Raw genomic sequence first — 26,493 nt, 5'->3', positions numbered from 1 at the left:
GCCTGAACGGGCCCCCTAGCGCCGACCACCGGATCCCATCCCCCATAAAGCAAAACCCCCGCTCGCGCGGGGGTTTGCCGGTAGCGTTGATCCGCCTGAGATCATTGCGCTTCGGTGAAGCCGATCTTGGTCAAACCGTAGCTCTTGGCGTCGGACAGCACGCGCGCCACCACCTCGTAGGCCACGCCGTCATCCGCGTTGATCTGCAGTTCGGGCTGGTTGGTCTGCTGGGCGATTACCGCGATCTGCGCCTTCAGGCCCAGCTCGTCGACCGGCGTGTCGTTCCAGTACAACGCGCCGGAACGGTCGATCTTCAACCGGATCGGTTCCAGCAGCTTGTCGGGCGGCGGCGTGTTGTGGGACGGCTGCGGCAGGTCGATCTTCACCTTGTGGGTGAGCATCGGTGCCGTGATCATGAAGATGATCAGGAGCACCAGCATCACGTCGACCAGCGGCGTGACGTTGATGTCGGCCATCGGGCCGCTGGTGTTTCCGGAACTGAAAGCCATCGTCTTACTCCTTGCCGGTCGTCATGAAACCGACATGGACCATGCCTGCTGCCTTTGCGTCGGCGAGGATCTTGCGGACGTACCGATACTCGGTGTCCTTGTCGGCACGAAGCTGGATTTCCGGCTGCGGCGTCTTGGACGCCGCCACCGCGAAACGTGCCTTCAACTCCGCCTCGGTCACCTCGGCGTCGTCCAGGTACATCGTCCCGTCCTGCTTCACCGCCAGATCCATCGGCTCCATGTGCCCGGTATCAGGGGTCTTCGGATTCGCGTTCGGCAAGGGCACCGTGATCCGGTGCGACATCAGGGGTGCGGTGATCATGAAGATGATCAGCAGCACCAGCATCACGTCGACCAGCGGCGTGACGTTGATCTCCGACATCGGACCGCCGGAATTGCCTCCGGTACTCATCGCCATGGCTCAAGCCCTCACTTCTGGGTCGGCGCCACGCCTTCGACACGCGAACCGGTGGCGAAGAAGTCGTGCAGGTCATGCGCAAACTCGTCGAACTGCGCGTAGGTCATGCGGTTCGAGCGGTTGAAGAAGTTGTACGCGAGCACGGCCGGGATTGCGACGAACAGACCGAACGCGGTCATGATCAGCGCCTCGCCCACCGGGCCGGCGACCGCTTCCATCGAGGCATTGCCGGAGGCGGAGATCTTGATCAGCGCGTGGTAGATGCCCCACACCGTACCGAGCAGACCGATGAATGGTGCGGACGAACCGACCGTGGCCAGCAGGGTCATGCCACCCTCGAGGCGCAGGCTCTCGCGGGCCACCGCCTGGCGCAGGGCGCGATCGATGAACTCCGAGCGGCTCAGCGACTCGGCCAGGCGACCGCTGGTAGCGGCAGCTGCGGCCTGCTGGTGATGGGCGACCGCCGAGGCGGCGTCCAGCGCGATCTTCGAGAACGGTTCGCCCTTGGGCTGGGCTTCCAGCTCGCGGATCGCTTCCTGGGTCGAGGTGGTGCTCCAGAAGTTCGCGATGACCTTCTCGGCGCGCGAGCGGACCATCGCGTTGCGGATCGCGTTGGCGATGATGAAGTACCAGGAGGCGAAGGACATCACCACGAGCGTGATGAACACGATCCAGCCGAGCGCGTCGAAGTTGTGGATCAGGTCCCCGAAGCCCATCTGCTTCATGGCTTCGGCGTTGGAGGTGCTGCCCTGGGGCGGTGCAGATTGTAGGAACATCATGACGCTACCTTTAGAGAGATGTCAGGCGTTAACTGAAGGACTGTAACCGGAATTACAGCTGGTTGAGGTTCCAGGCGACGGGCACGCGGACGTAACCCTCGGCCGGCCGGCCGTTCTTGATGGCAGGATTGAACCGCCATTTTCTGGCCGCTTCAATCGCCGCGCGATCCAGTTCGCGATAGCCACTGGAAGTCTCGACCTTGATGTCCTTGGGCGCGCCATCGGTGCCCACCAGGATCAACAGGGTCGTCGTGCCCTCGTGACGCTGGCGGATCGCCTGCGGCGGGTAACGGGGCTGGATGCGATTGTTGTAGCTGATGTCCTGGCTGGCCGTGATGTCCTGCGGCGGAGCCGGGGGAGCCGGCGGCGCCGGCGGCGGCGCCGGGATCGGATTGGTCGTCGCTTCCTCCACGGCCGGCGGCGGAGCCGGCGGCGGCGGGGTCGGCGGCGGCGTCACCTGCTGGATGATCTTCGGCGGCGGCTGCTTCGGCGGTTCCGGCGGCGGCGGCGGCGGGGGCGGCGGCGGCGGCGGCGGTTCGATGAAGTTCACCTGGACGATGCGTTCTTTCTGCTTTTCCGCCTGATGGGGCGGCGCCGGGGGGGCGATCAGCAAAAGGAAGGCAAACGAGTGCAGCGCGATGGCTACAGCCAACGCCCAGGTGCGCCTCCAACTGAACGGCGCGCGGCCGGTTTCTTCGTTACTCGAGGCCATCTGTCACTTTCTGGAGCTAGTCAATCGGAAAGACGGAGTCGCAGCATCAAACGGCAAATCTCGACCCTTGAGGGTGACATCTGCCACTGGACAACGCGCGGGAAAGGGTTCTCAACGGTACAACAGGCCATGGCGTTTGTATAGCACCCGTGAGACCGCCAAATGGACGTCCATCCGGCCTCACGGGAGCCTGCGCCAAAACCGCCTATTTGGCCCCCGCCTGCTTGAGCCAGGCCTTGGCCTTGGCCGCGGTATCGGGGTCCTGCGCGGCCTTCTTCATGGCCGCGATGGCGGCCGGCTTGTTCTTCAACGCCCGCTCGGCTTCGGCCAGCATCATGTAGGCGGTACCCTGGTGCTTGACGCCCTTGGCGATGCCCTGCTTGATCAGCGTGCGGGCGTCGCTGTACTTCTGCTGGTTGAGCAGCAGCTGGCCGGCCCGCAGTGCGGCCTCGCCATCCTGCGCCAAGGGCATGGCCTTCTTGTAGCCGGCGATCGCCTTGCTGTCGTCGCCAGCGATGTAGGCGGCATCGCCGAGCAGCTTGTAGTTCTCATAGCTGGAGGTGATCACGCCCTTGGCCATGCCGTCCTCGAGCACCGCCTCGGCCTTCTTGGCGCCGGGCTTGGGATCGTCGCTGTTCTGGCCGGTGATCAGGTAGAGCTTGGCCAGGTTCACGTACTGCTTTTCGTCCTTCAGGGTGCCGTTGGCGCGCGCTTTTTCCATCAGCTCGATGGCCTGCGGATACTTCTGCGCCTGCATCAGGACGGCGACGGCGTTATTCATGGCCGTCGCATCGTTCGGGTTGGCCTGCAACTGTTGCTGGGCGACGTCGGCCGCCTGGTCGGCTTGGCCGGATTCGGCATAGGACGCCATCAGGATCTGGTTCCACGAGGCCTGGGGCTTGTCGGTGAGCGACATAGCCTTCTTGATCGCGGCGATCGCCTCGGGGTACTTCTCCAGGCGGTAGTAGGCGTTGCCCTCCAGCGCGTAGGACTCGGCGGTCTCGCGCTTGCCTTCGCTGCGCCACTTCGACAGGGTATCGAGGGCCGGCTGGTACTGCTCGTCAGCCAGGTAGAACTGGGCCAGTTCGTACTCGAGCTGGAAGTAGGTGTCGTTCGGCATCACGCCAATGTCGAGCGAGCGCTTCAACGCATCGATCGCGCCCTTGGTATCGCCACCCTGGTATTTGATGTTGGCGATGCCTTGCAGGGCCAGCGACTGGGCGTATTTGCTGCTGTCCTCGTCCTGCACGATCGGCTGCAGCAGCTCCATGGCCTTGGCGTTGTCGCCCGCGTTGACCGCTTCGAGGCCTGCGTTGAGCTTCTTCTGCTCGCTCTGGCTGGTCAGGTCCAGCTTCGGCTCCTTGCGGGTGGCGTTCGGATAGAGCGCCTGCTTGCTGTCCTTGGAAGCCTGGTCGCCATGACGGTCACGGGCGATCGCCGGGCTGCTCACCAGGGCGAGCGCGAGTGCGGCGCCGCTCAACAGCTTGAGGAAGGGAGCATGCTTCATGGCAGTCCTCGTGTAAGGTTTTTCGCACATGCAGTGCGGGGGATCGCTGAGCGTACCGCGAGCAGGCAGGCGATAACAAGTCGCACTGCCGCATGGAAGCCTTATGCAAATCAATGGGTTGCGAACATGTTGCCACGAGGGGCGCAAATTTCCCGGCAAATCCATGTCATGGCGGGCAAACGCACATCGCCGGCCGCGCGGGTTTTGGCGGCTCGCCAAGGGCGAGTGGCAGCACACTAGCGTATTAACACATCGGTCGCGCCGATGCCGCCGCCGCCCGCGAAGGGGCGGCGGCGCGAGCCTCAGATATCGAGGTTAGCTACCTTCAGCGCGTTGGCTTCGATGAAGTCGCGACGCGGCTCGACCGCCTCGCCCATCAGCATCGAGAACATCTGGTCGGCAGCGATGGCGTCTTCCACGCCGACCTGCAGCATGCGCCGGGTTTCCGGGTTGACCGTGGTCTCCCACAGCTGCTCGGGGTTCATTTCGCCCAGGCCCTTGAAGCGCTGGATGCTGCGGCCCTTCTTCGCCTCGTCCAGCAACCAGGTGCGCGCCTCGGCGAAACTGGTGACGCCGCGCGAGGCGTTGCCCCGGCGCACGACCGCGTCGGCCTGGACCAGGCCCGCCACCTGCTGGGCGACGGTCAGGATCGGGCGGAACTCGGCGCTGGCGAAGAACGGCTGCGGCAGCAGCCAGGTGTGCGACAGCCCATGCTGCTCGCGCACCACCTCCACCGCGGCCTGCTGCTGCTCGTTCGCCGGGCGCAAGGCGAGCCGGTAGCGCGGCTTGCCCAGGCCGCTGGCGGCCAGACGGCCGGACAGAGTCTCGAGCCAGCCGTGCATCGCCTCCGGGTCCGCCCACAACGCGGCGTCCAGCGCCGGATGTTCGAGCATGGCCGAGAGCACGTTGGCGTCGAAACGGTGGCCGAGCCGATGGATCTGGTCGAGCGCGCTCTGGTACTCGCGCAACAGCTTTTCCAGCGCCTCGCCGGTGATCGCCGGGGCGTGCGGGCTGTATTCGAGCGCCGCACCGTCGACCGCGCTGGAGGTCAGGTAGGCGTTGAGCGCCGCGTCGTCCTTCAGATACAGCTCCTGCTTGCCCTGCTTGAGCTTGTACAGCGGCGGCAGGCCAATGTAGACGTGGCCGCGCTCGATCAGCTCGGGCATCTGCCGATAGAAGAAAGTCAGCAGCAGGGTACGGATGTGCGAACCGTCCACGTCGGCATCGGTCATGATGATGATGTGGTGGTAGCGCAGCTTGTCCGGGTTGTACTCCTCCTTGCCGATGCCGGTGCCCAGTGCGGTGATCAGGGTGCCCACCTCGGCCGAGGACAGCATCTTGTCGAAGCGCGCCTTCTCGACGTTGAGGATCTTGCCCTTCAGCGGCAGCACGGCCTGGGTCTTGCGATTGCGGCCCTGCTTGGCCGAGCCGCCGGCCGAATCACCCTCGACCAGGAACAGCTCGCACAGCGCCGGGTCCTTCTCCTGGCAATCGGCGAGCTTGCCGGGCAGGCCGGCGATGTCCAGCGCACCCTTGCGGCGGGTCATCTCGCGGGCCTTGCGTGCCGCCTCGCGGGCACGCGCGGCGTCGACCACCTTGGAGGCGATCGCCTTGGACTCGTTCGGGTGCTCCAGCAGGAACTCGCCCAGCTTCTCGTTGACCGCCTGCTCGACCGCCGTCTTGACCTCGGAGGAGACCAGCTTGTCCTTGGTCTGCGAGGAGAACTTCGGATCGGGCACCTTCACCGACAGCACCGCGATCAGGCCTTCGCGCATGTCGTCGCCGGAGAGCGCCACCTTGGCGTTCCTTGCCAGGCCTTCCTTCTCGATGTAGTTCTGCAGCGAGCGGGTCAGCGCGGCGCGGAAGCCGGTCAGATGAGTACCGCCGTCGCGCTGCGGGATGTTGTTGGTGAAGCAGAACATCGTCTCCTGGTAGGAGTCGGTCCACTGCATCGCCAGTTCCACCGTGATCCCGTCCTGCTCGGCGGACAGGCTGATCACGTTCGGGTGCAGCGCGGTCTTCAGCTGCGCCAGATGCTGCACGAACGAACGGATGCCGCCTTCGTAGGCGTAGGTGTCGTGCCGGCCCTCGCCCCGCTCGTCGCGCAGTTCGATGGTGACGCCGGAATTGAGGAACGCGAGCTCGCGCAGGCGCTTGGCCAATATGTCGTAGTGGAACTCGATATTGGAAAAGGTTCCCGGGCTGGGCAGGAAGCGCACGGTGGTGCCGCGCCGGGTCGACTCGCCCACGTCCTTGAGCGGGTACAACGGTTCGCCCAGCGAGTATTCCTGCTGGTACTCCCGGCCATCGCGCTGGATGGTCAGCCACAGGTGCGAGGACAGCGCGTTGACCACCGAGACGCCCACGCCGTGCAGACCGCCGGAGACCTTGTAGGAGTTGGCGTCGAACTTGCCGCCCGCGTGCAGCACGGTCATCACCACCTCGGCGGTGGAACGGCCTTCTTCCGGATGGATGCCGACCGGGATGCCACGGCCGTTGTCGCTGACGCTGACCGAACCATCCTCGAGGATGGTGACCGTAACGTGGTCGCAATAGCCGGCCAGCGCTTCGTCGATGGCGTTGTCGACGACCTCGAACACCATGTGGTGCAGGCCGGTGCCGTCATCCGTGTCGCCGATGTACATGCCCGGGCGCTTGCGCACCGCTTCCAGGCCCTTCAGAACCTTGATGTTGCTCGAATCGTAGGTTGCGTTCATGCCCTGCCCGTTGCGGCGCCGCCCCACCTGCCGACGGCGTCGGGGCGGGAAAAGCCATCAGGCCATTATAGCAGAGGGCGAATTTGTCCCTGTTCCACGTGGAACATGCGGTGGGGGCTTGTCCGCAGGGATTCCGGGCACTCGGTACCCGTGATCAGCACTTGCGCGCCGACCGTACCCAGCCGCTCCACCACCGCCGCCTGGTGCTCCTGATCGAGCTCCGAGGCCAGGTCGTCCAGGCAGACAATGGGCCACTCGCCGCGGCATTCGGCATGCAACGTCGCCTGCGCCAACAGGCAGATGAGTGCCGTGAGTTTCTCCTGGCCGCGCGACAGGTGCTCCCGTAGCGGGGCGTGTTCGAAGGCCAGCGACCAGTCCGCGCGGTGGGCGCCCACCGTGGTGTGTCCCCGGGCCAGGTCCCTGCCCCGTTGCGCGGCCAGCACCTCGCGCAAGGGTGTGTCCTCGGCCCAGCCGCGTCGATAGCGCAGGGCAACCGACCCAAGCTCCGGCAGCAGGTCGGCGGCGCTATCCGCCACCGCAGGAAGCAGCCGATCCAGATAGTGCTGTCGGAAGCGATCGATGGCCCCGCCGGCCTCGTCCAGCTCCCGCTCCCACGGCAAGAAGAGCTCGTCGGGCGCGCCGCCGCTGCGCAACAAGGCATTGCGCTGTTTCAGGGCGCGCTGGTACCGCCTCCATACCGCCAGGAAATCGTGTTCCACGTGGAACACGCCCCAATCGAGAAAGCGCCGACGCTCTTCAGCCGCCCCCGCGATCAGTGCGTGCGAGCCAGGTTCGAAACAGACCACGGCACACGCCTGCACCAGTTGGCCCAATGGCACCTCCAGGCCATCAAGTCGCGCCTCCCAGCGCGCCCCCTCGCGGCCAAGCCCCAGCCGGTGGCGAACTCCGCCCTCACCGCTCGTCTCCGCGAACACCGCCAGTGATGAAAGGCCTCGCTGCAACAGCGCCTCGCGGGCGCCACTGCGGAACGATCGCCCATGCGACAGCAGATAGGCCGCTTCCAGCACGCTGGTCTTGCCCGCGCCGTTGGGGCCGACGAAGACATGGATGCCCTCGGCCAAATCCACCGCCACATCAGTAAGGCAGCGCAGGCCGTGGATGCGCAGGCGCTCGAATTTCACGACCCTGCCCTCAACGAACAACGCCGGAGCGTCTCGCGACGGCTCCGGCGTTTCGTGGCGACTCGACGTCGACCGAACCCCATGCGATCAGAGCCGCAACGGCATGATCACGTGACGCGATTGGTCGTTGTCGTCTTCCTGCACCAGGCAGCTCGATTGCGCGTCGCGCAGATTCAACCGTGCGCGCTCGCCCTTCAGCGCCGCCAGGGCATCGAGCAGGTAGCCCACGTTGAAGCCCACGGCCAGGTCCGACACGACGGTATCGGCCTCGACTTCCTCAACCGCTTCTTCCTGCTCGGGGTTGTGCGCCACGATGCGCAGCTTGCCGGGCGACAGTTCCAGTTTCACACCGCGGTACTTCTCGTTGGAAAGGATCGCCGCGCGCTGCAATGCACCCCGCAGCACTTCGCGATCCAGCGTAGCGCGCTTGTCGGCACCCAGCGGGATCACCGCTTCGTAATCGGGGAAACGTCCGTCGATCAACTTGGACGTGAACACCACATCACCCCGGCGCACGCGCAGGTGATTGCGGCCGAACTCCAGCTCCACCTGGCCATCGCCGGTCTCGAACAAGCCAACCAGCTCGTTCACGCCCTTGCGCGGAATGATGATCTGGCGGCGCGCGGCCACCTTGCTTTCCAGCTGGGTCTCCTTGAGCGCCAGGCGATGGCCATCGGTCGCCACGCAGCGCAGCGTGTGCTCCTGCAGGTCCAGCAGCATGCCGTTCAAGTAGTAGCGCACGTCCTGGTTGGCCATGGCGAAAGCGGTGCGCTCCATCAGGTCGCGCAACACTTCCTCGGGCAGGCTCACGCGCTCGACCAGCTCGATCTCGTCGATGGTCGGAAACTCGCTGGCAGGCAGCGTGGCCAGGGTGAAGCGACTGCGGCCCGCGGTCATCGCCACCCGGTCACCGTTGAGCTTCAAGTCGATCCGCACACCGTCGGGCAGGGCGCGCACGATGTCGAACAGCTTGCGCGCCGGGATCGTGATCTCGCCGTCGCCCGACTGCTCGACCGCGGTGCCCGCGACCATCTCGACTTCCAGATCGGTGCCGGTCAGCGCGAGACGGCCATCGGCCACCTTCACCAGCAGGTTGGCCAGAACCGGCAGGGTCTGCCGCCGTTCGACCACGCCCACGACCTGCTGCAGCGGCTTGAGCAAGGCTTCTCGTTGGATGCTGAATTGCATTGTCGGCTTCCCCTAACTGCTGTTCTGTTTTTTTAAAAGAAGTACGGTAGTAGTAGTAGGTGCGGTGGATATCTCGATTTCGCCAACTTTCCTTTTATATTCAAAAAGTTGCGAAAGAACTCCATTGTGTTCAACTGGGCTGGCCGGCTGTGGGTCGATTGTGGATAAAGTTCGGTGCCGAGTCATCCACCTATTATCCACAGCTTCGCAGCCCGCTTTTCAAGCGGTTTCCACCGAAGTCAGCCGGTCAGCACGCGGATCAGCTGTTCCCAGTCCTGGCGCATGCGAGCGTCGGTCTCGCACAGCTTCCGGATCGTGCGGCAGGCGTGCAGCACGGTGGTGTGGTCGCGCCCGCCGAAGGCCTCGCCGATCTCGGGCAGGCTGTGTTCGGTCAGCTCCTTGGACAATGCCATGGCGATCTGCCGCGGCCGCGCCAGCGAGCGCACGCGCCGCTTGGATAGCAGGTCCTGCAGGCGCACGTTGAAGTATTCGGCAGTGATCTTCTGGATGTTCGGTACCGTCACCGCCTGCGCGTGGGTGGCCAGCAGGTCGCGCAGGGTCTCCTCGGCGAAATCGGTGGTGATCGGCTTGCCGTAGAAATTGGCCCGCGCCGCGAGCGTGTTGAGCGCCCCTTCCAGATCGCGCACGTTGGAGCGGATGCGCTTGGCCAGCAGCATCGCCACGTTCTCGCTCACCGCCACGCCCTTGTCCTGCGCCTTGGACAGCAGGATCGCCGCGCGCGTCTCGAAGTCCGGCGGCTCGATCGCCACCGACAGGCCCCAGCCCAGGCGCGACTTCAGGCGCGGCTCGAGCTTGTCCACTTCCTTCGGGTAGCGGTCGCAGGTCAGGATGATCTGCTGCTTGGACTCGAACAGCGCGTTGAAGGTGTGGAAAAACTCCTCCTGCGTGGTGTCCTTGCCGGCGAAGAACTGGATGTCGTCGATCAAGAGCGCGTCGACCGAACGGAAGCGCTGCTTGAACTGGTCCATGTTCTTGGTGCGCAGCGCCTCGATCATGGCGCCGACGAACTGTTCCGAGCGCAGGTACATCACTTTGCAACTGGCGTTGCGCTCGCGCATCAGGTTGCCGGCGGCGTGCATCAGGTGGGTCTTGCCCAGGCCGGTGCCGCCGTAGAGCAGCAGCGGGTTGTAGGCGCGGCCCGGATTCATCGCCACCTGCATGGCGGCGGCCTTGCCCAGCTGGTTGGACTTGCCCTCGACGAAGGTCTCGAACGTGTAGTGCGGATCCAGGTTGTGCGGGAACATAGGGGCGGGCGCCGCCGCTTCCACCGCAACGGCCTTCGCGCCAGGCACCGGGCGCGCGACGCGTGGCGCACTGGAGCCGACCTCCAACCGCACCGGGCAATCGCGCCCGGCCAGCTGGCCGAGCACCACTTCGATCCGTGCCAGGAAACGCTCGCGCACCGTATCGAGCGTGTACGGGTTGGGCGCGAACAACTGCACGCCCGCGCCCTCCTCGCGCGCCTGCAGCGGCATCAGCCAGGTATGCAGCTCCTCGGCGCTCAGCTCGCTTTCCAGACGCTCGAGGCAGCGCCGCCACAGTTCACTCATGGGATAATTCTTGACCAACGCAGGGGCGCTTGACGCGCAGGATGGACCGGCGAGTCTAGCAGCCCACCCCCAACATATCCCCAGCGATGTCCACAGGGCGCAGCGACCTGGTCCGCGCGCGGCGTTGTGGGCCGTTTGACAGCTTGTGCACGCAAGCCCCATAATTTCCAACCTTTTTACCGACTTTCTTCTGGAGCTCAAGCCATGAAGCGGACTTTCCAGCCGAGCAAGCTCAAGCGCGCCCGCACCCACGGCTTCCGTGCCCGCATGGCGACCGCCGACGGCCGCAAGATCATCAACGCCCGTCGCGCCAAGGGTCGCAAGCGCCTGATCCCGTAAGCGGCCTGCGCGACATGCCCGCCGCCGGCCTGCCGCGCGACGCGCGGCTCCGCCGCGCTGGCGACTTCGCCGCCTTGCGTCAAGCCAGCGGCCGCCTTGGCGGCCGCTGTTTTTCTGTGCGTTGGCGTCCCAACGGGCTGGACCATGCCCGGCTCGGGCTGGCCATCTCCAAGCGCGTGTCCAAGCGCGCGGTCGAGCGCAACCGGATCAAGCGGCTGCTGCGCGAATCGTTCCGCCGCGCCCGCACACAATTGCCGCCGATCGACTTGGTAGTGATGGCGCGCGAAGCGGCTGCCGGCGTGCCCGGCAACGAACTGCTGGCCGAGATCGACGCGCTCTGGCGCAAGTTGCCGCCGTTGAAGCCCACCGAAGGCGCCGGCACAATCGCGTGTTGACCTGCCTTCCCTCCTGTCCTTCCGCGGCTACGGCTCGCGGTGCCACCGGAATTGCCCCGCGATGAACCAGACGCGTACGTTTCTCCTGTTTGCCTTGCTGGCCGTGGCCTACCTGTTGTGGATGGCCTGGGAGAAGGACTACGCGCCGGCCCCGGCGCCCACCGCCCCGGTGGCCGCCGCCAGCGCGAACGCGCCGGCCGACCGGGCCGTCCCCGGAGTGGACAACGCGGCCGCGCCGGCGATCGCCAGCAGCGCGCCGGCCTCGGTCGCCGCCGCCGGCCAGCTGATCACCATCAGCAATGACGTGCTGCGCCTGACCGTCGATACCCGCGGCGGCAGCGTGGTACGCGCCGATCTGCTGGCCTATCCATCCGAGCCGGTCACCGACAAGCATCCCGGCCCGCCGCCGGTGCGCCTGCTGGACGACACCCAGGGCGACTACTTCGTGGCGCAGAGCGGCCTGGTCAGCGCCGGCAGCCCGGCGCCGGATCACCGCGCGCTGTTCCAGTCGGCGCAGAGCCGCTACGAACTGGCCGACGGGCAGACCGAGCTGAAAGTCGACCTGACCTGGCAGCAGGGCGGCATCACCGTCACCAAGAGCTACACCCTCAAGCGCGCCCAGTACGTGGTCGAGCTGGACCAGCGCATCGACAACGCCGGCGCCACCGTCTGGCAGGGCAACGCCTACGAGCAGCTGCAGCGCGCGCCGCGCACGAAGGAAACCGGCTGGCTGCAGAACATGACCGATCCGGCGGCCGCCAGCTTCTTCGGCGCCGGCTGGTACAGCCCGGAGGATCACTTCCAGTCGCTGAAGTTCGACGACTTCGGCGATGAACCGCTGCGCGGTTCCTTCGCCGGCGGCTGGGCGGCGATGCTGCAGCACTACTTCTTCGCCGCGTGGATTCCGCCAGCGCAGCAGAAGGCCAGCTACAGCACCGACGTGGTCAACGCCGGCGGCGCGCATCCGACCTACCTGATCCGCGCCGTCAGCCCCGCGCTGACCGTGGCGCCGGGCCAGAGCCAGACCACCGGTGCGCGCCTGTACGTCGGTCCCAAACTGGCCGGCACGCTGGACTCGGTGGCGCCGGGGCTGGCGCTGGCCACCAACTACGGCATGTTCACCATCATCGCCCAGCCGATGCACGCGCTGCTGTCCTGGCTGGAAAAGGTCAGCGGCAACTGGGGCGTGGCGATCATTCTGCTGGTGCTGATCATCAAGGCGCTGACCTGGAAGCTGACCGCCGCGCAGTACGGATCCAGCGCCAAGATGCGCAAGCTGCAGCCGCGCGTGGCCGCGCTCAAGGAGCGCTACGGTGACGACAAGCAGAAGATGCAGATGGCGATGATGGAGCTGTACAAGAAGGAGAAGGTCAACCCGATGACCGGCTGCCTTCCCGTGCTGATCACCATCCCGATCTTCTACGGCCTGTACGAGGTGTTGCGCGAGAGCGTGGAACTGCGCCAGGCGCCGTTCTTCGGCTGGATCCACGACCTGTCCGCGCCCGATCCGTTCTTCGTGCTGCCGGCGGTGTACACCCTGGTGATGCTGGGCCAGCAGTACCTGATGCCGGCCACCGGCATGGACCCGACCCAGGCGAAGATGATGAAGTTCATGCCGCTGATCTTCGCGGTGCTGTTCGCCTTCTTCCCCGCCGGCCTGTGCCTGTACTACGTGGTCAACGGCCTCGTCAGCCTGGGCCAGCAGTGGTACATCACGCACAAGGTGGACAACGCCGAGGTCAAGGCCAAGGCCTGAGCGTGGGGTGGGCGTAGGGTGGGCTTCAGCCCACCTTCCGCTTTCAACTTCCATGCGGGCTTGCGGTGGGCTGAAGCCCACCCTACGGTTTTCGGCGGTCTTCCGAGGTTTTCCGCATGGCCGATACCGACACCATCGCCGCGATCGCCAGCGCCCCCGGCGCTGCGGGCATCGGGGTGGTCCGCGTGTCCGGACCGCACGTACCGGCCATCGCGCAGGCCCTGCTCGGCCGCGCGCCGCAACCGCGCCATGCGCACCTGGCGGTGTTCCACGATGACGACGGCAGCCTGATCGACCACGGCCTGCTGCTGCACTTCCCCGCTCCGCACTCCTACACCGGCGAGCACGTGCTCGAACTGCAGGGCCACGGCAGCGCCGTGTTGCTGGACCTGTTGCTCAGGCGCGTCTGCGTTCTCGGCGCGCGGCTGGCGCGGCCGGGCGAGTTCACCGAACGCGCCTTCCTCAATGGCAAGCTGGACCTGGCCCAGGCCGAGGCGGTGGCCGACCTCATCGCCGCGCGCTCCGAAGCCGGCGCGCGCGCCGCGCTGCGCTCGCTCGACGGCGCCTTCTCGCAACGCGTGCAGGCGCTGCTCGATGCGCTGGTCGCGCTGCGCGTGCACGTGGAGGCGGCGATCGACTTTCCCGAGGAGGAAATCGACTTCCTCGCCGACCCGGCCATCGCTCGCCAGCTGCAGGCGCTGCGCACGCAACTGGCCGACCTGCTGGTGGAAACGCGCCGCGGCGTGCGCCTCACCGACGGCCTGAAGGTCGCCATCGTGGGGCGGCCCAACGCCGGCAAGTCCAGCTTGCTCAACGCGCTTGCACAGAGCGAGCGCGCCATCGTCACGCCCATCGCCGGCACCACCCGCGACGTGCTGCGCGAGACGGTCAGCCTGGACGGCGTGGTGCTGGAGCTGGCCGACACTGCCGGCCTGCGCGACACACAGGACGAGGTCGAACGCGAAGGCGTGCGCCGAGCGCGCGGCGAACTGGCGCGCGCCGACCTGGTCCTGCTGGTCACCGAGGCCGCGCACCGGGTCGCCGATCTCCATCTGCTGGCGGAACTGCCGGCAAACGTCGCGTGCCTGGTGCTGGTCAACAAGATCGACCTGGACGCCGCTGCGCCGACCGAGCTGTCGCATGCCGGCGTGGACCACCTCCGGATTTCCGCGCGTACCGGCGCCGGCCTCGACGGGCTGCGCACCGAACTCAGGGCGCGCGCCGGCGCCGGCAGCGGCGAAGGTGCCTTCAGCGCCCGCCGCCGCCACGTGCTTGCCCTCGAACACGTGCAGGCGCACTTCGAACACGCTGCCGGCGCGCTCGCCGCCAGCGCCGGCGAACTGGCGGCCGAAGATCTGCGCCAGGCGCAGCACGCACTGGGCGAAATCACCGGCAGCTACACCAGCGACGACCTGCTGGGCGCCATCTTCGGCAGCTTCTGTATCGGCAAATAAATGATGCCTGCAGCGCGGTTTGGCCGAAGGCAGCCCGCGAGGCCGCCTAGGCGACATGGCCGGGGGCGCGCCGCAGGCTCCGGCATGCTCTTCGCAGATGAGTTCAGTTACGGGCGGGGCGAGGGGGCTGCGGCCAGGAATGCGTCCAGCTCTCCTGCGCGGGGCATCCCCCGCTGTGCGCCCAGCCGCGTCACCGACAACGCGGCGGCGGCGCAGGCCTTGCGAACGGCCGCAGCCAGGCCCTCGTGCAGGAACACCGCCAACGCCGCATTGAAGGTGTCGCCGGCGCCGGTGCTGTCGATCGCCTCGACGGCGAAGCCGCGCTGGTGCCGTGGTTCGCCCTGCTCGCGGTACCAGGCGCCCTCGCCGCCGCGGGTGAGCACGACCGGGCCGGGCGCGCGGCGCATCAGCGTGCGGAAATCCTCGGCCGGGTCGGCGCCGAGCAGGACCGCAAGCTCGTGCTGGTTGGGCGTCACGTAGCGCGCGCGCGCCAGCCACTCGGCGGGCAGCGGCCTGGCCGGCGCCGGGTTGAAGATCACCGGCACGCCGAGTTGCTGGCCCAGCCGCAGGGTGGCGTCGACCGTCTCCAGGGGGATCTCCATCTGCACCAGCACGACGTCAGCGCGGGCGATCGCGTCGCGTGCGGCTTCCACGTGCGCGGGCATGAGGCCGGCGTTGGCGGCGGGCACCACCACGATCTGGTTCTCGCCGCCGGCCACGGTGATCGACGCGGTACCGCTGGCCTGGTCGTCCAGCCGCCGCAGGTGCGCCAGGTCCACGCCCTCGTGCCGCAGTCCCGCGTGCAACTGGTCGCCGAAACCGTCACGTCCCAGTGCACCGATCAGGGTCACCGTGGCACCGAGCCGGGCGGCGGCCACCGCCTGGTTGGCGCCCTTGCCGCCGGGCACGGTGACGAAGTCCTCCCCCAGCAGCGTCTCACCCGGTTGCGGGAAGCGCGTAGCCTGGGTGACCAGATCCATGTTGATGCTGCCGACGACGGCGATGCGGCGGGCCATGCGTGTTCCTTGGCGAAGAGATCACCCAAGCATAGCGGTCGGGCGCCCGAAAGCCCGGCCCGCAAGGAAGCGACCGCGTCCGATGCGAAGTCGGCACAACGACCCGACGCAGCGGGCTGCGTCGGATGGGGACCCTCGTGGGAAACGCGGAACGTTCGGCGGACCGAATCCCTTACGGGACCAAGTCAGTGCGCGCGGCCGATGCCGGAATCGCCCTGTTCCAGCGGCGGCGGGGCGCCGGCCACGGCGAGCAGTGCCTGCGCGTAGCCGTCTTCCATGCTGATCGTGGAGACCTCGTCCCAGCTGAAGAACGAGGCCTCGCGCATCCATTCGGCGTCGGGACTGATTTCCTGCAGGGTGAAGCCGTCTTCCTCCACGCCGACCAGCCGGCCGATGTAGCAGACCTCGGCCTCTTCCTCGCTGTCCACATGCACGCCGATTACCGGCGCCAGCTTGCCGGCGGCCTGCACCACTTCGCGGATCGCGTCCAGCGGAAAGCCGCGCGGCGTGCGCGGCAGCAGCTGCTTGTGCTTGAGCGCCTTTTCCATGAACTCGTGGTGCTTGTCCGGCGTTTCCAGCTCGGACACATCGCGGTGGCGCATCACGTACATGCCGTCATAGGTGATGCCGTCGCCGACCACCCACAACAGGAAGAACTCGCGGCCGACGCCGCCGACGTAGCCGCAGAAGCTGCCGTGCTCGAGCTCGGCGCGCCACAGCCGGATCAGCTGCTGGCTCTGCTGCGCCTCGCGCAGCTGTGCCCGCTGGCCGGTGGTCTTGAGTTCGATGATCTTGCCCATGACAGGAATTTTACCAGACCGGTGGATGCGGCTTGTTTAGAGGATGTAACGGCTGAGATCCTGGTCTTTCACCAACGATCCCAGGTTTTTGTCAACCTGTTCGGCGTCGATAAGGTATTTTTCGCCGGACTTGTCCGCTGCCTCGAACGAGATCTTCTCCAGCAGCCGCTCCATCACCGTGTGCAGGCGGCGGGCGCCGATGTTCTCGGTACGCTCGTTGACCTGGCAGGCGACCTCGGCCAGGCGGTCGACGCCCGAGTCGGCGAACTCGATCGCCACGCCCTCGGTGGCCAGCAGCGCCACGTACTGTTTGGTCAGTGCGTTGTTGGGCTCACGCAGGATGCGCTTGAAGTCGTCCACCGACAGCGCTGAAAGCTCCACGCGGATCGGCAGCCGGCCCTGCAGTTCGGGAATCAGGTCCGACGGCTTGGACAGCGAGAACGCCCCCGAGGCGATGAACAGCATGTGGTCGGTCTTGATCGGGCCGTACTTGGTCGACACGGTGGAACCTTCCACCAGCGGCAGCAGGTCGCGCTGCACGCCCTCGCGACTGACCCCGGCACCGCCCCACTCGGACCGCTGGGCGACCTTGTCGATCTCGTCGATGAAGACGATGCCGTTCTGTTCGGCCGCCTCCACGGCGAGGGCGCGGATCTCCTCCTCGTTGAGCAGCTTGCCGGCTTCCTCGTCGATCAGCAGCGGGCGGGCGGCCTTGATCGGCAGCTTGCGGTTCTGGGTCTTGGCGCCACCGATGTTCTGGAACATCTGGCGCAACTGCTGGCCCATCTCCTCCATGCCCGGCGGCGACATGATCTCCACGCCGACGTTCATGGCGAAGTCCAGCTCGATCTCGCGCTCGTCCAGGACGCCTTCGCGCAATTGCTTGCGCAGCTTCTGGCGGGTGTCGCTGTCGGTGCTGGACACGGTCAGGTCGTGCGACCAGTCGCTGGCGGTCTGACGGCGCGGCAGCAGGGCGTCGAGGATGCGGTCTTCGGCGCGGTCCTCGGCCTGCGAGCGCACGCGCTTGACCGCCTGCTCGCGGGTCAGCTTGTAGGCCACGTCGGCCAGGTCGCGGATGATCGACTCGACATCCTTGCCGACGTAACCGACCTCGGTGAACTTGGTCGCCTCCACCTTCACGAACGGCGCGTTCGCGAGCGTCGCCAGCCGGCGCGCGATCTCGGTCTTGCCCACGCCGGTGGGGCCGATCATCAGGATGTTTTTCGGCGTTACCTCGTTGCGCATCTCCGGCTCCAGCTGCATGCGCCGCCAGCGGTTGCGCAACGCGATGGCGACGGCGCGCTTGGCGTCGTTCTGGCCGATGATGAAACGGTCGAGTTCGTTGACGATCTCGCGGGGAGTGAGTTCGGACATGAGGGGGCCGGGATTCGTGATTCGGGGATTGGTGATTCGGAAAAGCAGGCGGGCTGTCGCGGGGTTGCGGGACTGGGCTCTTACGAATCCCGAATCCCGTCTGACGAATCCCCGCTACCGGCCAGCTCCTCGATGGTCGTGCTGTGATTGGTATAGATGCAGATGTCGCCGGCGATCTTGAGTGCCTTCTCGACGACCTGGCGCGCGTCCATGTCGGTGTTTTCCAGCAACGACAACGCCGCCGCCTGGGCGTAGGGACCGCCCGAGCCGATCGCGATCAGACCGTGCTCGGGCTCCAGCACGTCGCCGTTGCCGGAGATCAGCAGCGAGGCGTCCTTGTCGGCCACCGCCAGCATCGCCTCGAGCTTGCCGAAGCGGCGGTCGGTGCGCCATTCCTTGGCCATCTCCACCGCGGCGCGGGTGAGGTTGTTGCCGTGCTTGTCCAGCTTCTGCTCGAACAGCTCGAACAGCGTGAAGGCATCAGCGGTGGCGCCGGCGAAACCGGCCAGCACGTCGCCGTTGCCGAGCCGGCGGATCTTGCGCGCGTTGGACTTCATCACCGTGTTGCCCAGGGTGACCTGGCCGTCGCCGCCCAGCACGACGCGCCCGCCGCGGCGGACCGAAAGAATGGTGGTGGCGTGGAAGGATTCCATGCATGGCTCCGCGAAAGGCTCGAGCGTGCATACATGGGGTCGCTGGGGTGGCCTTCAATATCGCCGATGGCACCCGTAGGTGGGCTTCGACCACCAGCGTCACGCGCGTGCAGATGGAGAGAGTGTCGCGACCCCGTTCCCTTGGACCAGCTCAGTGGCAGTGCTCTTCCCGAGGACAGGAGGAGCCGGAGACTTCACCCCTTGCGTCGCGCGCGCGGATGCGCGGCGTCGTAGACCTTGGCCAGGTGCTGGAAATCCAGATGGGTGTAGATCTGCGTGGTGGCGATGTCGGCGTGGCCGAGCAGTTCCTGCACCGCGCGCAGGTCGCCGGAGGATTCGAGCATGTGGCTGGCGAAGGTGTGCCGCAGCAGGTGCGGGTGCACGCGCCTGGCGAAGCCCTGCGCCAGCGCCAGCCGCTTGAGCCGCGCCTGCACCGTGCGCGGGCTGATCGGCGCGCCGCCACGGCCGCGGAAGACCGGCGAGGCTGGCAGCGTGCCCTGGCTCTGGCCCAGCGCGCGCAGCGCCGCCACGGCATGGCTGCCGACCGGCACGATGCGCGTCTTGGCACCCTTGCCCAGCACGCGCACCTCGCCTTCCTCGAGCGCGAGATCGCCCCAGCGCAGGCCGCACAGTTCGGACAGGCGCAGGCCGGAGGAATAGAACAGCTCGAGCATGGCCCGGTCACGCAGCGCGAGCGCACCGTCGCCAGGGTTTTCCACCAGCGCGCCAGCCTCGTCGACGTCCAGCACCTGCGGCAGCTTGCGGTGCACCTTGGGGCCGCGCACGCCGGCGGCCGGATCGTGCGCCAGCACGCCCTCGCGGACGAGCTGGCCGAACAGGCTGCGGCAGGAGGACAGCAGCCGCTGCAGGCTCTTCGGCGACAACCCGGCGCGGTGTTCGGCAGCCACGAAGGCGCGCAGCCGGTGCGGTGTCAGCGCGGCCAAGTCGTCCACGCCCTGGGCCACCATCCAGCCGAGCAGCTTGGCCAGGTCACGGCGGTAGGCAGCCACCGTGTGCGCGGAGGCCTGGCGTTCATGGGCCAGGCGGCCGAGCCAGGCCTCGACCTGCGTAGCGGCGGTCGCGGTGGCGTTCAGGCCAGCTCCTGCGAGCGGGTCAGTGCCGCGTTCACCGTGGCCGCGAGCATCTTCAGGAACAACGTGCCCATGCCCGGCTGGAAATGGTTGACGTCGGCGCTACCCAGCGCGAGCAGGCCCAGCTCGCCCAGCGGCATCACCGCGGCCGATTGCACCTCCGGCGCCTGGTCGCCGAACAGGCGGTACAACCGCTCGGCCGAGAGCCGGCCGACCAGCGGTTCGTGATTGCCGAGGAAGCCGGCAAACTCGGTCAGCGCGGCGCGGCCGCCCGGCTCGATTACCAGCCACTCGGCCTGCGGCAGGCCATGGGCGTGGCCGAACAACAGCAGCCGCACTTGCTCGATGCGGAAGTCGCTGGCCAGCCGGCTGATCACGCTGCGCGCCGCCAGCGCGGGCGTGGCCGCACGCAGCATGGTCACGTTGAGTTCGTGCACGCGCTGCATCAGCCGCTCGTTCTCGGCGGCAATCGTGACCAGCTCGGCCAGCCGCCCTTCCAGGTCGGCATTCTTCTCGCGCAGTTGCTGCAACTGGTACATCGCCAGCGAGGCGACCGGGCCTTCGCTGCGCGGCAGCGTGAGCTGGGCGGCGAGGTCCGGGTAATCGGCCAGGAAGTGCGGATGGCGCTTGAGGTAAGCGGCCACCGCGGTGGCGCCGGGGATCTCGTCGAGCAGGGTGTCGGACATGGGCGACCTAGATGAACGTCAGGCAGCGGATCGGCCTGGCCCGAGTGTGCGACGCGCGCGCCCGCGCATCAATCGCCATTGCAGTCTTCGGCCGAACGCCTGCGCGTAGGGTGGGCTTCAGCCCACCCTTGCCGCACCCTACGCAACCTCCGAGGGCCACTCGCCTTCGAAGGCGAACGCGGCCGGGCCGGTCATCCACAGCGTGTGGCCGGGACCGGCCCATTCGATCTGGAGGCATCCACCGGGCAGGTCGACCTGGACGCTTTCGTCCACCTGGCCGCGGCGGCGCAGTACCGCCATCGCGGCGCAGGCGCCGGTACCGCATGCCTGCGTCCAGCCGCTGCCGCGCTCGTGCACGCGCAGGCGCAGATGGCCACGGCCCAGGATCTGCACGAAGCCGGCATTGGCGCCTTCGGGGAAGTGCGGGTGGGCGGTCAGCGCGGGGCCCCATCGCTCCAGCGCGGGAGCGGACAGGTCCTCCACCACCATGACCGCGTGCGGGTTGCCCATCGACACCGCGCCGATCTGCACGGCGTCATCGCCAAGTACGAGCGGGTGGGCCTCGACCGCGGTCGCGACAACGAAGGGAATGCGCGCGGGTTCGAAAACCGGCTCGCCCATGTCCACGGTCACCCGCTGCGGATCAAGCACGCGCACGCCAACCGGGCCGGAGGGGCTTTCGATGCGCACGGGTGCATCCCGTGCCAGAGCGCCGGCGCGATGCAGCCAGGCCGCCACGCAGCGCACGCCGTTGCCGCACTGGCCCGAAGGGCTGCCGTCGGCGTTCCAGATGCCGTAGTAGAACGCGCAGGAAGGATCGCGCGGCGCCTCCACGCTCAGCAGCTGGTCGCAGCCGATGCCGGTGTGGCGGTCGGCCAGCGCGCGGATCCGGTCCGGCGCCAGCGCCAGCGGTGCCTGTCGCGCATCGATCAGCACGAAGTCGTTGCCGATGCCGTGCATCTTGGAAAAACGCATGGCGCTCAGCCGGGCAGGTCGACGCTCGTGGCCGGCGCCGGAGCGGAGGCGGCCGGCGCCACCGTATCGCCCGGGTGTGCCGGCGGCAGCACCAGCGGGCCCTTGTTGCCGCAACCGGCGAGCAGGCCGGTGGCCAGCAGCAGGGCGGTGCACAGGATGGATCGGCGCATCGGGTTTCCTCGACAGGGCGGCGGCTATGATGGAACGCATCATAACGTCGCGGACTTCCCTTCGATGGATTGGGCCACGTTGCTGCAATTGCCGAGCACCCTGTTGTGGATCCTCGCCGCGCTGGCCTTGCTGTTCGCGCTGGTGCAACTGGTGGCGCTGGGCCGCCGGCTGCGCACGCGCCGGCCGTTCGCGGCGATCCTGCGCACGCTGTTCCTGCTGGTCGGGCTGGGCCTCACGCTGCTGCTGGCCGGCGCCGGCTGGAGCCTGCGCGGCTACCGTTTGCTTGGCGAGGAGGCGCCGGTGGCCACGCTCGATGTGCGGATCCTGTCTCCGCAGCGCTGGGCGCTCACGCTGACCTGGCCCGATGGCCAGCGCCGCGACGTGGGCCTGGCCGGCGATGCCTGGCGGATCGAGGCGGTGGTGCTGAAATGGAAACTGCCTGCCCTGCTCGCCGGACTGCCGCCGCTGTATCGCCTCGACCGCCTGTCCGGCCGCTACGACGATCCAGCCGATGAAATGCATGCCCTGCGCACGGTGATCGACCTGCGCCCCGGCGGCGGGTTCGACCTGGTGACGCTGGCGCGCGAGCATCCCGGCTGGCTGCCGATGGTCGACACCGTCTATGGCAGCGGCACATTCCTGCCGCTGGTCGATGGCGGTCACTACACGGTGAACCTGATGCGCACCGGCGCGCTGGTGGCGCGCCCGGACGAACAGACGGCCGAAGAGATCGCGCATCCCCTTTGAGGCGGTGCCGCGGCGGCGGCCTGCGGCCTGCGCTCGCACGAACGGAGTTTTCCCTGGACTCGTTCGCCCCGAGCGTAGGCGCGAAGCGTCGAAGTCGAAGGGTCCCGCACGGACGCGGCAGCCTTCAGGAAGCGGCCAGGCCCTTCTCGTAGCGCCAGGCGTCGGCGCCGTCCTCGTAGTAGCCCGGGTAGCCACCAATGCGTCGATAGCCGGCGCGCTCGTACAGCCCCATCGCGGCCACGTTGTCCACGCGCACTTCCAGCCGCAGCGCACGGCAACCCCGCGCGCGGGCGGCAGCTTCGGCGGCGGCCAGCAGACTCGCGCCGATGCCGCGACCACGGCCTGCCGGCGCGGTGGCGATCGAGTACAGCCGCGCCAGCGAGCTGCCGCGCCGGAAAAACACCAGCGCGCTGCCGAGCAAGCCATCGTCGGGGGCCTCGGCGATGAGCACGGCGGCGCCCAGGCTGGCCAGATGCCGGCGGTATTGCGCGCGGCTCATGCGGTCGCCGCTGAAGGCCTGCAGCTCCAGTGCCACCAGGGCATCGAGGTCGGCCGACGTGGCGGCGCGCACGAACGTGCAGGGCGGATTCGAGGCCAAGCGATGCTCCAATGGGCGTGCATCCCGTAGGTTGGGCTTGAACCCTGCGGCTGGCAATGGCCGGGCCCAGGCCCGTCCACGCGTACGCCACGCTGAATGCCCTCGCGCGGCACCATTGCGAGCCGCCGCGCCTATGCCACACTTTCCGCCTTGCGCCCCTGCCGCCTCGTTCCGCCGCGCGAGGGCATCCCTTTTGCGTGTAGCGAGGTGCCATGACCCGCCTGGTGATCGTCGTCGAGAAGGCCTCCGACTGGGGTGCCTATTACCCGTCCGTGGACGTGATGAGCGCGATGGAATACCTGCGCAAGCCGGTCGGCGGCGACGACGAGCGCACCCACGTGATCAACCTGTGCCGCAGCTACAAGTACCTGGGCACCGGCTACTACGTGTCGCTGTTGGGCGAGGCGCGCGGGCACAAGGTGATGCCTTCGGTGCGCACGATCAACGACCTGCGCCGGCGCTCGCTGTACGGCCTGGACATCGAGGACCTCAACAGCAAGCTGACCCACTTCCTGCCCGCCGGCGGGCGCGACACCACCGACTTCGGCATCCTGGTCTACTTCGGCGAGACCGCCTATCCCGCCCTGCAGGACCTGGCGCGACAGGTGTTCGAGATGTTTCCCTGCCCGCTGCTGCGCATCGAGTTCGAGCGCGAGCGCGTGTGGCAGGTCGCCTCGATCAAGCCGGTCGGCCTGCACACGCTGGACGACGCGCAGGAGGATGCCTTCGCCGCGGAACTGGACCGCTTCTCGCGCAAGCTCTGGCGCAAGCCGCGCACGCGCAAGCTGTACCGCTACGACATCGCCATGCTGGTGGACCCGAACGAGGCGATGCCGCCGTCGAACAGGAAGGCGCTCAAGAGCTTCATCGCCGCCGGCAAGGAGCTGGGCATCGAGGTCGATCCGATCGGCAAGAACGACTACCCGCGGCTGGCCGAGTACGACGGCCTGTTCATCCGCGAGACCACCGCCTCGGACAACCACACCTACCGCTTCGCCCACCGCGCCGAGAAGGAAGGCATGGTGGTGATGGACGACCCCACCTCGATCCTGCGCTGCACCAACAAGATCTTCCTCAACGACCTGATGGTGTCGCGCAAGCTGGCCGTCCCGCATACCGAGATCCTCTACCGCGACAGCGCGAAGACCTGGAAGGACACCGCGGCCAAGCTCGGCTTTCCGCTGGTGTTGAAGATCCCCGACGGCTCGTTCTCGCGCGGGGTGGTCAAGGTCGAGAGCGCCGAGGCACTAGAGAAGGCCGCCGGCGAACTGTTCTCGCACAGCGCGCTGCTGCTGGCGCAGGAATTCGTCTACACCGAGTTCGACTGGCGCATCGGCGTGCTCAACCGCACGCCGCTGTACGCCTGCAAGTACTACATGTCGCGCGGGCACTGGCAGATCTACAACCACGGCGCCAAGGGCACGGCCAAGTCCGGCGGCTTCGAGACGGTGCCCGTGCGCGATGCGCCGGCCGAGATCGTCAAACTGGCGCTGAAGGCCACCCAGGCGGTCGGCGACGGCTTGTATGGCGTCGACCTCAAGCAGGTCGGCAGCAGGCCGGTGGTGATCGAGGTCAACGACAACCCGTCGATCGACGCCGGCGTGGAAGACGCCTACCTGGGCGTGGACCTGTACCGTCGGATCATGCAGGAGTTCCTCCGGCGGATGGAACACAAGCGCCTGGGCATCGGCCGCTAACCGGCGCTGTCCCCTGCAGGAGCGCCCTTGGGCGCGACCGCGGGTTCCACACTTGCCGTACCGCCGGCATGACGGTCGCGCCCAAGGGCGCTCCTACAAGGCGTTGGCGAGCGGCGTGCGTTCGGCCAGCAGCAGTGCCGGCACCTGCTCGGCCGGCAACGGCGGCACGAACAGGAAACCCTGGCCGATCCCGCAGCCGGCCTCAAGCAGCCACGCCGCCTGTGCCTCGGTTTCGATGCCCTCGGCGACGGTCGTCAGCCGCAGCTTGTGCGCCAGCGCGATGATCGCCTCGGTAATGTCACGGTCGGCCGGGTTGCGACCGGCGCCCTGCACGAAGCTCTGGTCGATCTTGATCGTCTGGGTGGGCAACTGGCGCAGGTGGCTCAGGCTGGAAAAGCCGGTGCCGAAGTCGTCGATCGCCATCTGGAAGCCCAGCACTTCGAGCTGGCGCAGCTGGCGCAAGGTGTGCTCGGCGTTCTTCATCGCCGCCGATTCGGTGATCTCCAGCTCGAACAGGTTCGGATGCAGGCCGAACTCGCGCAGCGCGGCCACCAACCCGGCGACGAACTGGTCGTTCTGGATTTCCTGCAGCGACACGTTGATCGCCACCGGTACCAGCGGCAACCCGCGCGCGCGCCATTGCGCCAGCTGGCGCGCCACCTGGCGCAGCACCACCTGGCCCAGCTGGGCGATCAGCCCACTGGCCTCGGCCAGCGGCACGAAGCTGTTCGGCAGCAACAGGCCGCGTTCGGGATGCTGCCAGCGTGCCAGCGCCTCCAGCCCGACCACGCGCCGGCCGTCGAGCTCGACCTTCGGCTGGTAATGGACGGTGATCTCGTCGCGTTGCAGCGCCTCGCGCAGTTCGGCCGACAGCAGCAGCCGGTCGCGCGCCTGCTCGCGCATGCGCGGCTGGTAGAAGCAGTAGCCGGCCTTGCCGTGTTCCTTGGCGCTGTACATCGCCAGGTCGGCGTGGCGCAGCAGGCTGGCCGAATCCTCGCCGTCGCGCGGGAACATCGCCACGCCGATGCTGGGCGTGGCGCTCACGCCGTGCCCGGCGACCGTCACCGGGCGGCTGACCAGGCTGAGGATCTTCTGGCAGATGGCGCTGAGGTTGTCCTCGCTGCGAAAACGCTCCAGCACCACCACGAACTCGTCGCCGCCGAAGCGCGCCACCGTGTCGCGGCTGCGCACGCTGGCACACAGCGCGTCGGCCACCGAGCGCAGGAACTCGTCGCCCACCTCGTGCCCGAGCGTGTCGTTGATCGACTTGAAGCCGTCAAGGTCGACGAACATCACCGCCACCTCGAAGCGCTCGTCGCGGGCCAGCGGCAGCAGCCGGTCAAGCAGGTCGAGCACGTTGGCGCGGTTGGGCAGCGCGGTCAGCTCATCGTGGTAGGCCAGCCAGCTCAGCGCGTCGCGCGCCTGGCCCAGCTCGCGCGCGATTGCGGCCGTGTGCCGCTGCAGTTGCCGGTGCGCCAGGCTCACGCCCAGCGTCAGCAACAACAACAGGCCCGAGACCAGGCTGATCGCCAGGCCCAGGCCGAGCCCGCGCAGGCCGGTCTGCGCCTCCAGGCTGACCGCGTCCGGCGCAAAACGCAGCGCCACCATGCCCAGGTAGTGCACGCCGGTGGCGGTGCCGCCGAGCAGCAGCGCGGCCAGCAGCCGCAGCCACCAGCGATGGCGCCGCTCGCGCCGCCAGATGATGCTGTGCAGGCTGATCGCGGCGGTCGAACCGGCCAGCGCCAGCAGCAGCGAGGCGGCGGCCCACGGCAGGCTCCAGGCGACCGCCGGACGCATGTGCAGCGCATGCACGCCCAGGTAGTGCATCGCCGCCATGCCAAGGCCGAGGATGCAGCCGGCCATGACGGCGCTGGCACGGGTGCCGCGCCGGCCCAGCAGCCACAGCGTGGCGCCGGTCGCCAGCACCACCGGCACCGCCGACAGCGCGGTCTGCCGGCTGTCGTAGCCGAGCGTCACCGGCACCTCCAGGGCGAGCATGCCGATGAAATGCATCGCCCACACGCCCGAACCCATCGCCAGCGCGCCGAAGGCGGTCCACAACACCGCCGCCGGCCCGCGCGAACGGGCAATGCGGCCCACCACGCTGAAGGCGACATACGCATCCAGCGCGGCCAGCGCCAGCGACAGCGCCACCAGCCACGGGTTGTAACTCACCGCCATCATGCTTGGGTTGCCGG

General features: G+C 67.7%; 25 protein-coding genes. 6 read left to right on the top strand and 19 right to left on the bottom strand.

Annotated elements, in window-relative coordinates; all coding sequences use genetic code 11:
• Nucleotides 1–101 precede the first annotated feature (101 nt).
• The 9 genes from OSC30_RS06225 to dnaA form a co-directional block, all read right to left on the bottom strand.
• A complete protein-coding gene (locus OSC30_RS06225) occupies nucleotides 102–509 on the bottom strand; it encodes an ExbD/TolR family protein (RefSeq protein WP_267170980.1) in 408 nt (135 codons plus the stop codon).
• Between the two features lie 4 nt (nucleotides 510–513).
• On the bottom strand, nucleotides 514–927 hold the full coding sequence (locus tag OSC30_RS06220; protein WP_267170979.1) for an ExbD/TolR family protein: 414 nt from the start codon (nucleotides 925–927) through the stop codon (nucleotides 514–516).
• 11 nt (nucleotides 928–938) lie between these two features.
• On the bottom strand, nucleotides 939–1,703 hold the full coding sequence (locus OSC30_RS06215; RefSeq protein ID WP_267171060.1) for a MotA/TolQ/ExbB proton channel family protein: 765 nt from the start codon (nucleotides 1,701–1,703) through the stop codon (nucleotides 939–941).
• 55 nt (nucleotides 1,704–1,758) lie between these two features.
• Nucleotides 1,759–2,418 (bottom strand): energy transducer TonB, encoded by a 660-nt coding sequence (locus tag OSC30_RS06210; protein ID WP_267170978.1) that lies wholly within the window; start codon nucleotides 2,416–2,418, stop codon nucleotides 1,759–1,761.
• Nucleotides 2,419–2,623: 205 nt separating this feature from the next.
• Entirely contained in the window at nucleotides 2,624–3,925 is a 1,302-nt protein-coding gene (locus tag OSC30_RS06205) for a tetratricopeptide repeat protein (protein WP_267170977.1), read from the bottom strand.
• Between the two features lie 302 nt (nucleotides 3,926–4,227).
• Complete coding sequence (gyrB, locus tag OSC30_RS06200) at nucleotides 4,228–6,642, bottom strand: DNA topoisomerase (ATP-hydrolyzing) subunit B (protein WP_267170976.1); 2,415 nt, start codon at nucleotides 6,640–6,642, stop codon at nucleotides 4,228–4,230.
• Between the two features lie 65 nt (nucleotides 6,643–6,707).
• On the bottom strand, nucleotides 6,708–7,784 hold the full coding sequence (gene recF, locus OSC30_RS06195) for a DNA replication/repair protein RecF (protein ID WP_267170975.1): 1,077 nt from the start codon (nucleotides 7,782–7,784) through the stop codon (nucleotides 6,708–6,710).
• Between the two features lie 87 nt (nucleotides 7,785–7,871).
• Nucleotides 7,872–8,972 (bottom strand): DNA polymerase III subunit beta, encoded by a 1,101-nt coding sequence (dnaN, locus tag OSC30_RS06190; protein ID WP_267170974.1) that lies wholly within the window; start codon nucleotides 8,970–8,972, stop codon nucleotides 7,872–7,874.
• A 239-nt stretch (nucleotides 8,973–9,211) separates the two neighbouring features.
• Nucleotides 9,212–10,543: a chromosomal replication initiator protein DnaA gene (gene dnaA, locus OSC30_RS06185; RefSeq protein ID WP_267170973.1), complete on the bottom strand. Its 1,332-nt coding sequence runs from the start codon at nucleotides 10,541–10,543 to the stop codon at nucleotides 9,212–9,214.
• Nucleotides 10,544–10,747: 204 nt separating this feature from the next.
• On the opposite strand from dnaA, the gene rpmH reads away from it, so the two are divergent.
• The 4 genes from rpmH (at nucleotide 10,748) to mnmE (ending at nucleotide 14,487) form a co-directional block, all read left to right on the top strand.
• Nucleotides 10,748–10,882: a 50S ribosomal protein L34 gene (gene rpmH / locus OSC30_RS06180; RefSeq protein ID WP_007082494.1), complete on the top strand. Its 135-nt coding sequence runs from the start codon at nucleotides 10,748–10,750 to the stop codon at nucleotides 10,880–10,882.
• Nucleotides 10,883–10,896: 14 nt separating this feature from the next.
• Nucleotides 10,897–11,277, top strand: a complete 381-nt coding sequence (gene rnpA, locus OSC30_RS06175) for a ribonuclease P protein component (RefSeq protein WP_267170972.1) — start codon at nucleotides 10,897–10,899, stop codon at nucleotides 11,275–11,277.
• A gap of 61 nt (nucleotides 11,278–11,338) precedes the next feature.
• Nucleotides 11,339–13,033 carry a membrane protein insertase YidC gene (gene yidC, locus OSC30_RS06170; protein WP_267170971.1) on the top strand — a complete coding sequence of 565 codons (1,695 nt, stop codon included), beginning with the start codon at nucleotides 11,339–11,341 and terminating at the stop codon, nucleotides 13,031–13,033.
• Nucleotides 13,034–13,149: 116 nt separating this feature from the next.
• Complete coding sequence (gene mnmE, locus OSC30_RS06165; protein ID WP_267170970.1) at nucleotides 13,150–14,487, top strand: tRNA uridine-5-carboxymethylaminomethyl(34) synthesis GTPase MnmE; 1,338 nt, start codon at nucleotides 13,150–13,152, stop codon at nucleotides 14,485–14,487.
• Nucleotides 14,488–14,594: 107 nt separating this feature from the next.
• Here mnmE and rbsK read toward each other — a convergent pair whose 3' ends face one another.
• From rbsK to lptM, 8 genes are all read right to left on the bottom strand, one after another.
• Nucleotides 14,595–15,503, bottom strand: coding sequence for a ribokinase (gene rbsK, locus OSC30_RS06160; RefSeq protein ID WP_267170969.1), 909 nt, complete (start codon nucleotides 15,501–15,503; stop codon nucleotides 14,595–14,597).
• Nucleotides 15,504–15,688: 185 nt separating this feature from the next.
• Nucleotides 15,689–16,303, bottom strand: coding sequence for a hypothetical protein (locus tag OSC30_RS06155; protein ID WP_267170968.1), 615 nt, complete (start codon nucleotides 16,301–16,303; stop codon nucleotides 15,689–15,691).
• 36 nt (nucleotides 16,304–16,339) lie between these two features.
• Nucleotides 16,340–17,677, bottom strand: coding sequence for an ATP-dependent protease ATPase subunit HslU (gene hslU, locus OSC30_RS06150; RefSeq protein ID WP_267170967.1), 1,338 nt, complete (start codon nucleotides 17,675–17,677; stop codon nucleotides 16,340–16,342).
• An 80-nt stretch (nucleotides 17,678–17,757) separates the two neighbouring features.
• On the bottom strand, nucleotides 17,758–18,330 hold the full coding sequence (gene hslV, locus OSC30_RS06145; RefSeq protein WP_267170966.1) for an ATP-dependent protease subunit HslV: 573 nt from the start codon (nucleotides 18,328–18,330) through the stop codon (nucleotides 17,758–17,760).
• A gap of 194 nt (nucleotides 18,331–18,524) precedes the next feature.
• Nucleotides 18,525–19,424 carry a tyrosine recombinase XerC gene (xerC, locus tag OSC30_RS06140; RefSeq protein ID WP_267171059.1) on the bottom strand — a complete coding sequence of 300 codons (900 nt, stop codon included), beginning with the start codon at nucleotides 19,422–19,424 and terminating at the stop codon, nucleotides 18,525–18,527.
• Nucleotides 19,421–20,107: a DUF484 family protein gene (locus tag OSC30_RS06135; protein ID WP_267170965.1), complete on the bottom strand. Its 687-nt coding sequence runs from the start codon at nucleotides 20,105–20,107 to the stop codon at nucleotides 19,421–19,423. Before OSC30_RS06135 ends, xerC begins: the two co-directional genes overlap by 4 nt.
• Nucleotides 20,108–20,245: 138 nt before the next feature.
• A complete protein-coding gene (dapF, locus tag OSC30_RS06130) occupies nucleotides 20,246–21,082 on the bottom strand; it encodes a diaminopimelate epimerase (protein WP_267170964.1) in 837 nt (278 codons plus the stop codon).
• Nucleotides 21,083–21,087: 5 nt separating this feature from the next.
• The gene (gene lptM / locus OSC30_RS06125; protein WP_267170963.1) at nucleotides 21,088–21,252 is read right to left on the bottom strand and encodes an LPS translocon maturation chaperone LptM; all 165 of its coding nucleotides are present in this window, start codon (nucleotides 21,250–21,252) and stop codon (nucleotides 21,088–21,090) included.
• A 64-nt stretch (nucleotides 21,253–21,316) separates the two neighbouring features.
• On the opposite strand from lptM, the gene OSC30_RS06120 reads away from it, so the two are divergent.
• Nucleotides 21,317–22,000, top strand: coding sequence for a hypothetical protein (locus tag OSC30_RS06120; RefSeq protein ID WP_267170962.1), 684 nt, complete (start codon nucleotides 21,317–21,319; stop codon nucleotides 21,998–22,000).
• Nucleotides 22,001–22,124: 124 nt separating this feature from the next.
• Here OSC30_RS06120 and OSC30_RS06115 read toward each other — a convergent pair whose 3' ends face one another.
• The gene (locus OSC30_RS06115) at nucleotides 22,125–22,598 is read right to left on the bottom strand and encodes a GNAT family N-acetyltransferase (RefSeq protein ID WP_267170961.1); all 474 of its coding nucleotides are present in this window, start codon (nucleotides 22,596–22,598) and stop codon (nucleotides 22,125–22,127) included.
• A gap of 212 nt (nucleotides 22,599–22,810) precedes the next feature.
• Here OSC30_RS06115 and OSC30_RS06110 point away from each other — a divergent pair, with 212 nt between their 5' ends.
• Nucleotides 22,811–24,295, top strand: a complete 1,485-nt coding sequence (locus OSC30_RS06110) for a RimK family protein (protein ID WP_267170960.1) — start codon at nucleotides 22,811–22,813, stop codon at nucleotides 24,293–24,295.
• A 93-nt stretch (nucleotides 24,296–24,388) separates the two neighbouring features.
• Here OSC30_RS06110 and OSC30_RS06105 read toward each other — a convergent pair whose 3' ends face one another.
• On the bottom strand, nucleotides 24,389–26,470 hold the full coding sequence (locus tag OSC30_RS06105) for a putative bifunctional diguanylate cyclase/phosphodiesterase (RefSeq protein WP_267170959.1): 2,082 nt from the start codon (nucleotides 26,468–26,470) through the stop codon (nucleotides 24,389–24,391).
• Nucleotides 26,471–26,493 lie beyond the last annotated feature (23 nt).

This window comes from Frateuria hangzhouensis (genome assembly GCF_026410505.1).
Classification (GTDB): domain Bacteria; phylum Pseudomonadota; class Gammaproteobacteria; order Xanthomonadales; family Rhodanobacteraceae; genus Frateuria_A; species Frateuria_A hangzhouensis.
The sequence above is the reverse complement of the archived record's forward strand: the minus strand, read 5'-3'. Positions and strand labels throughout refer to the sequence as shown.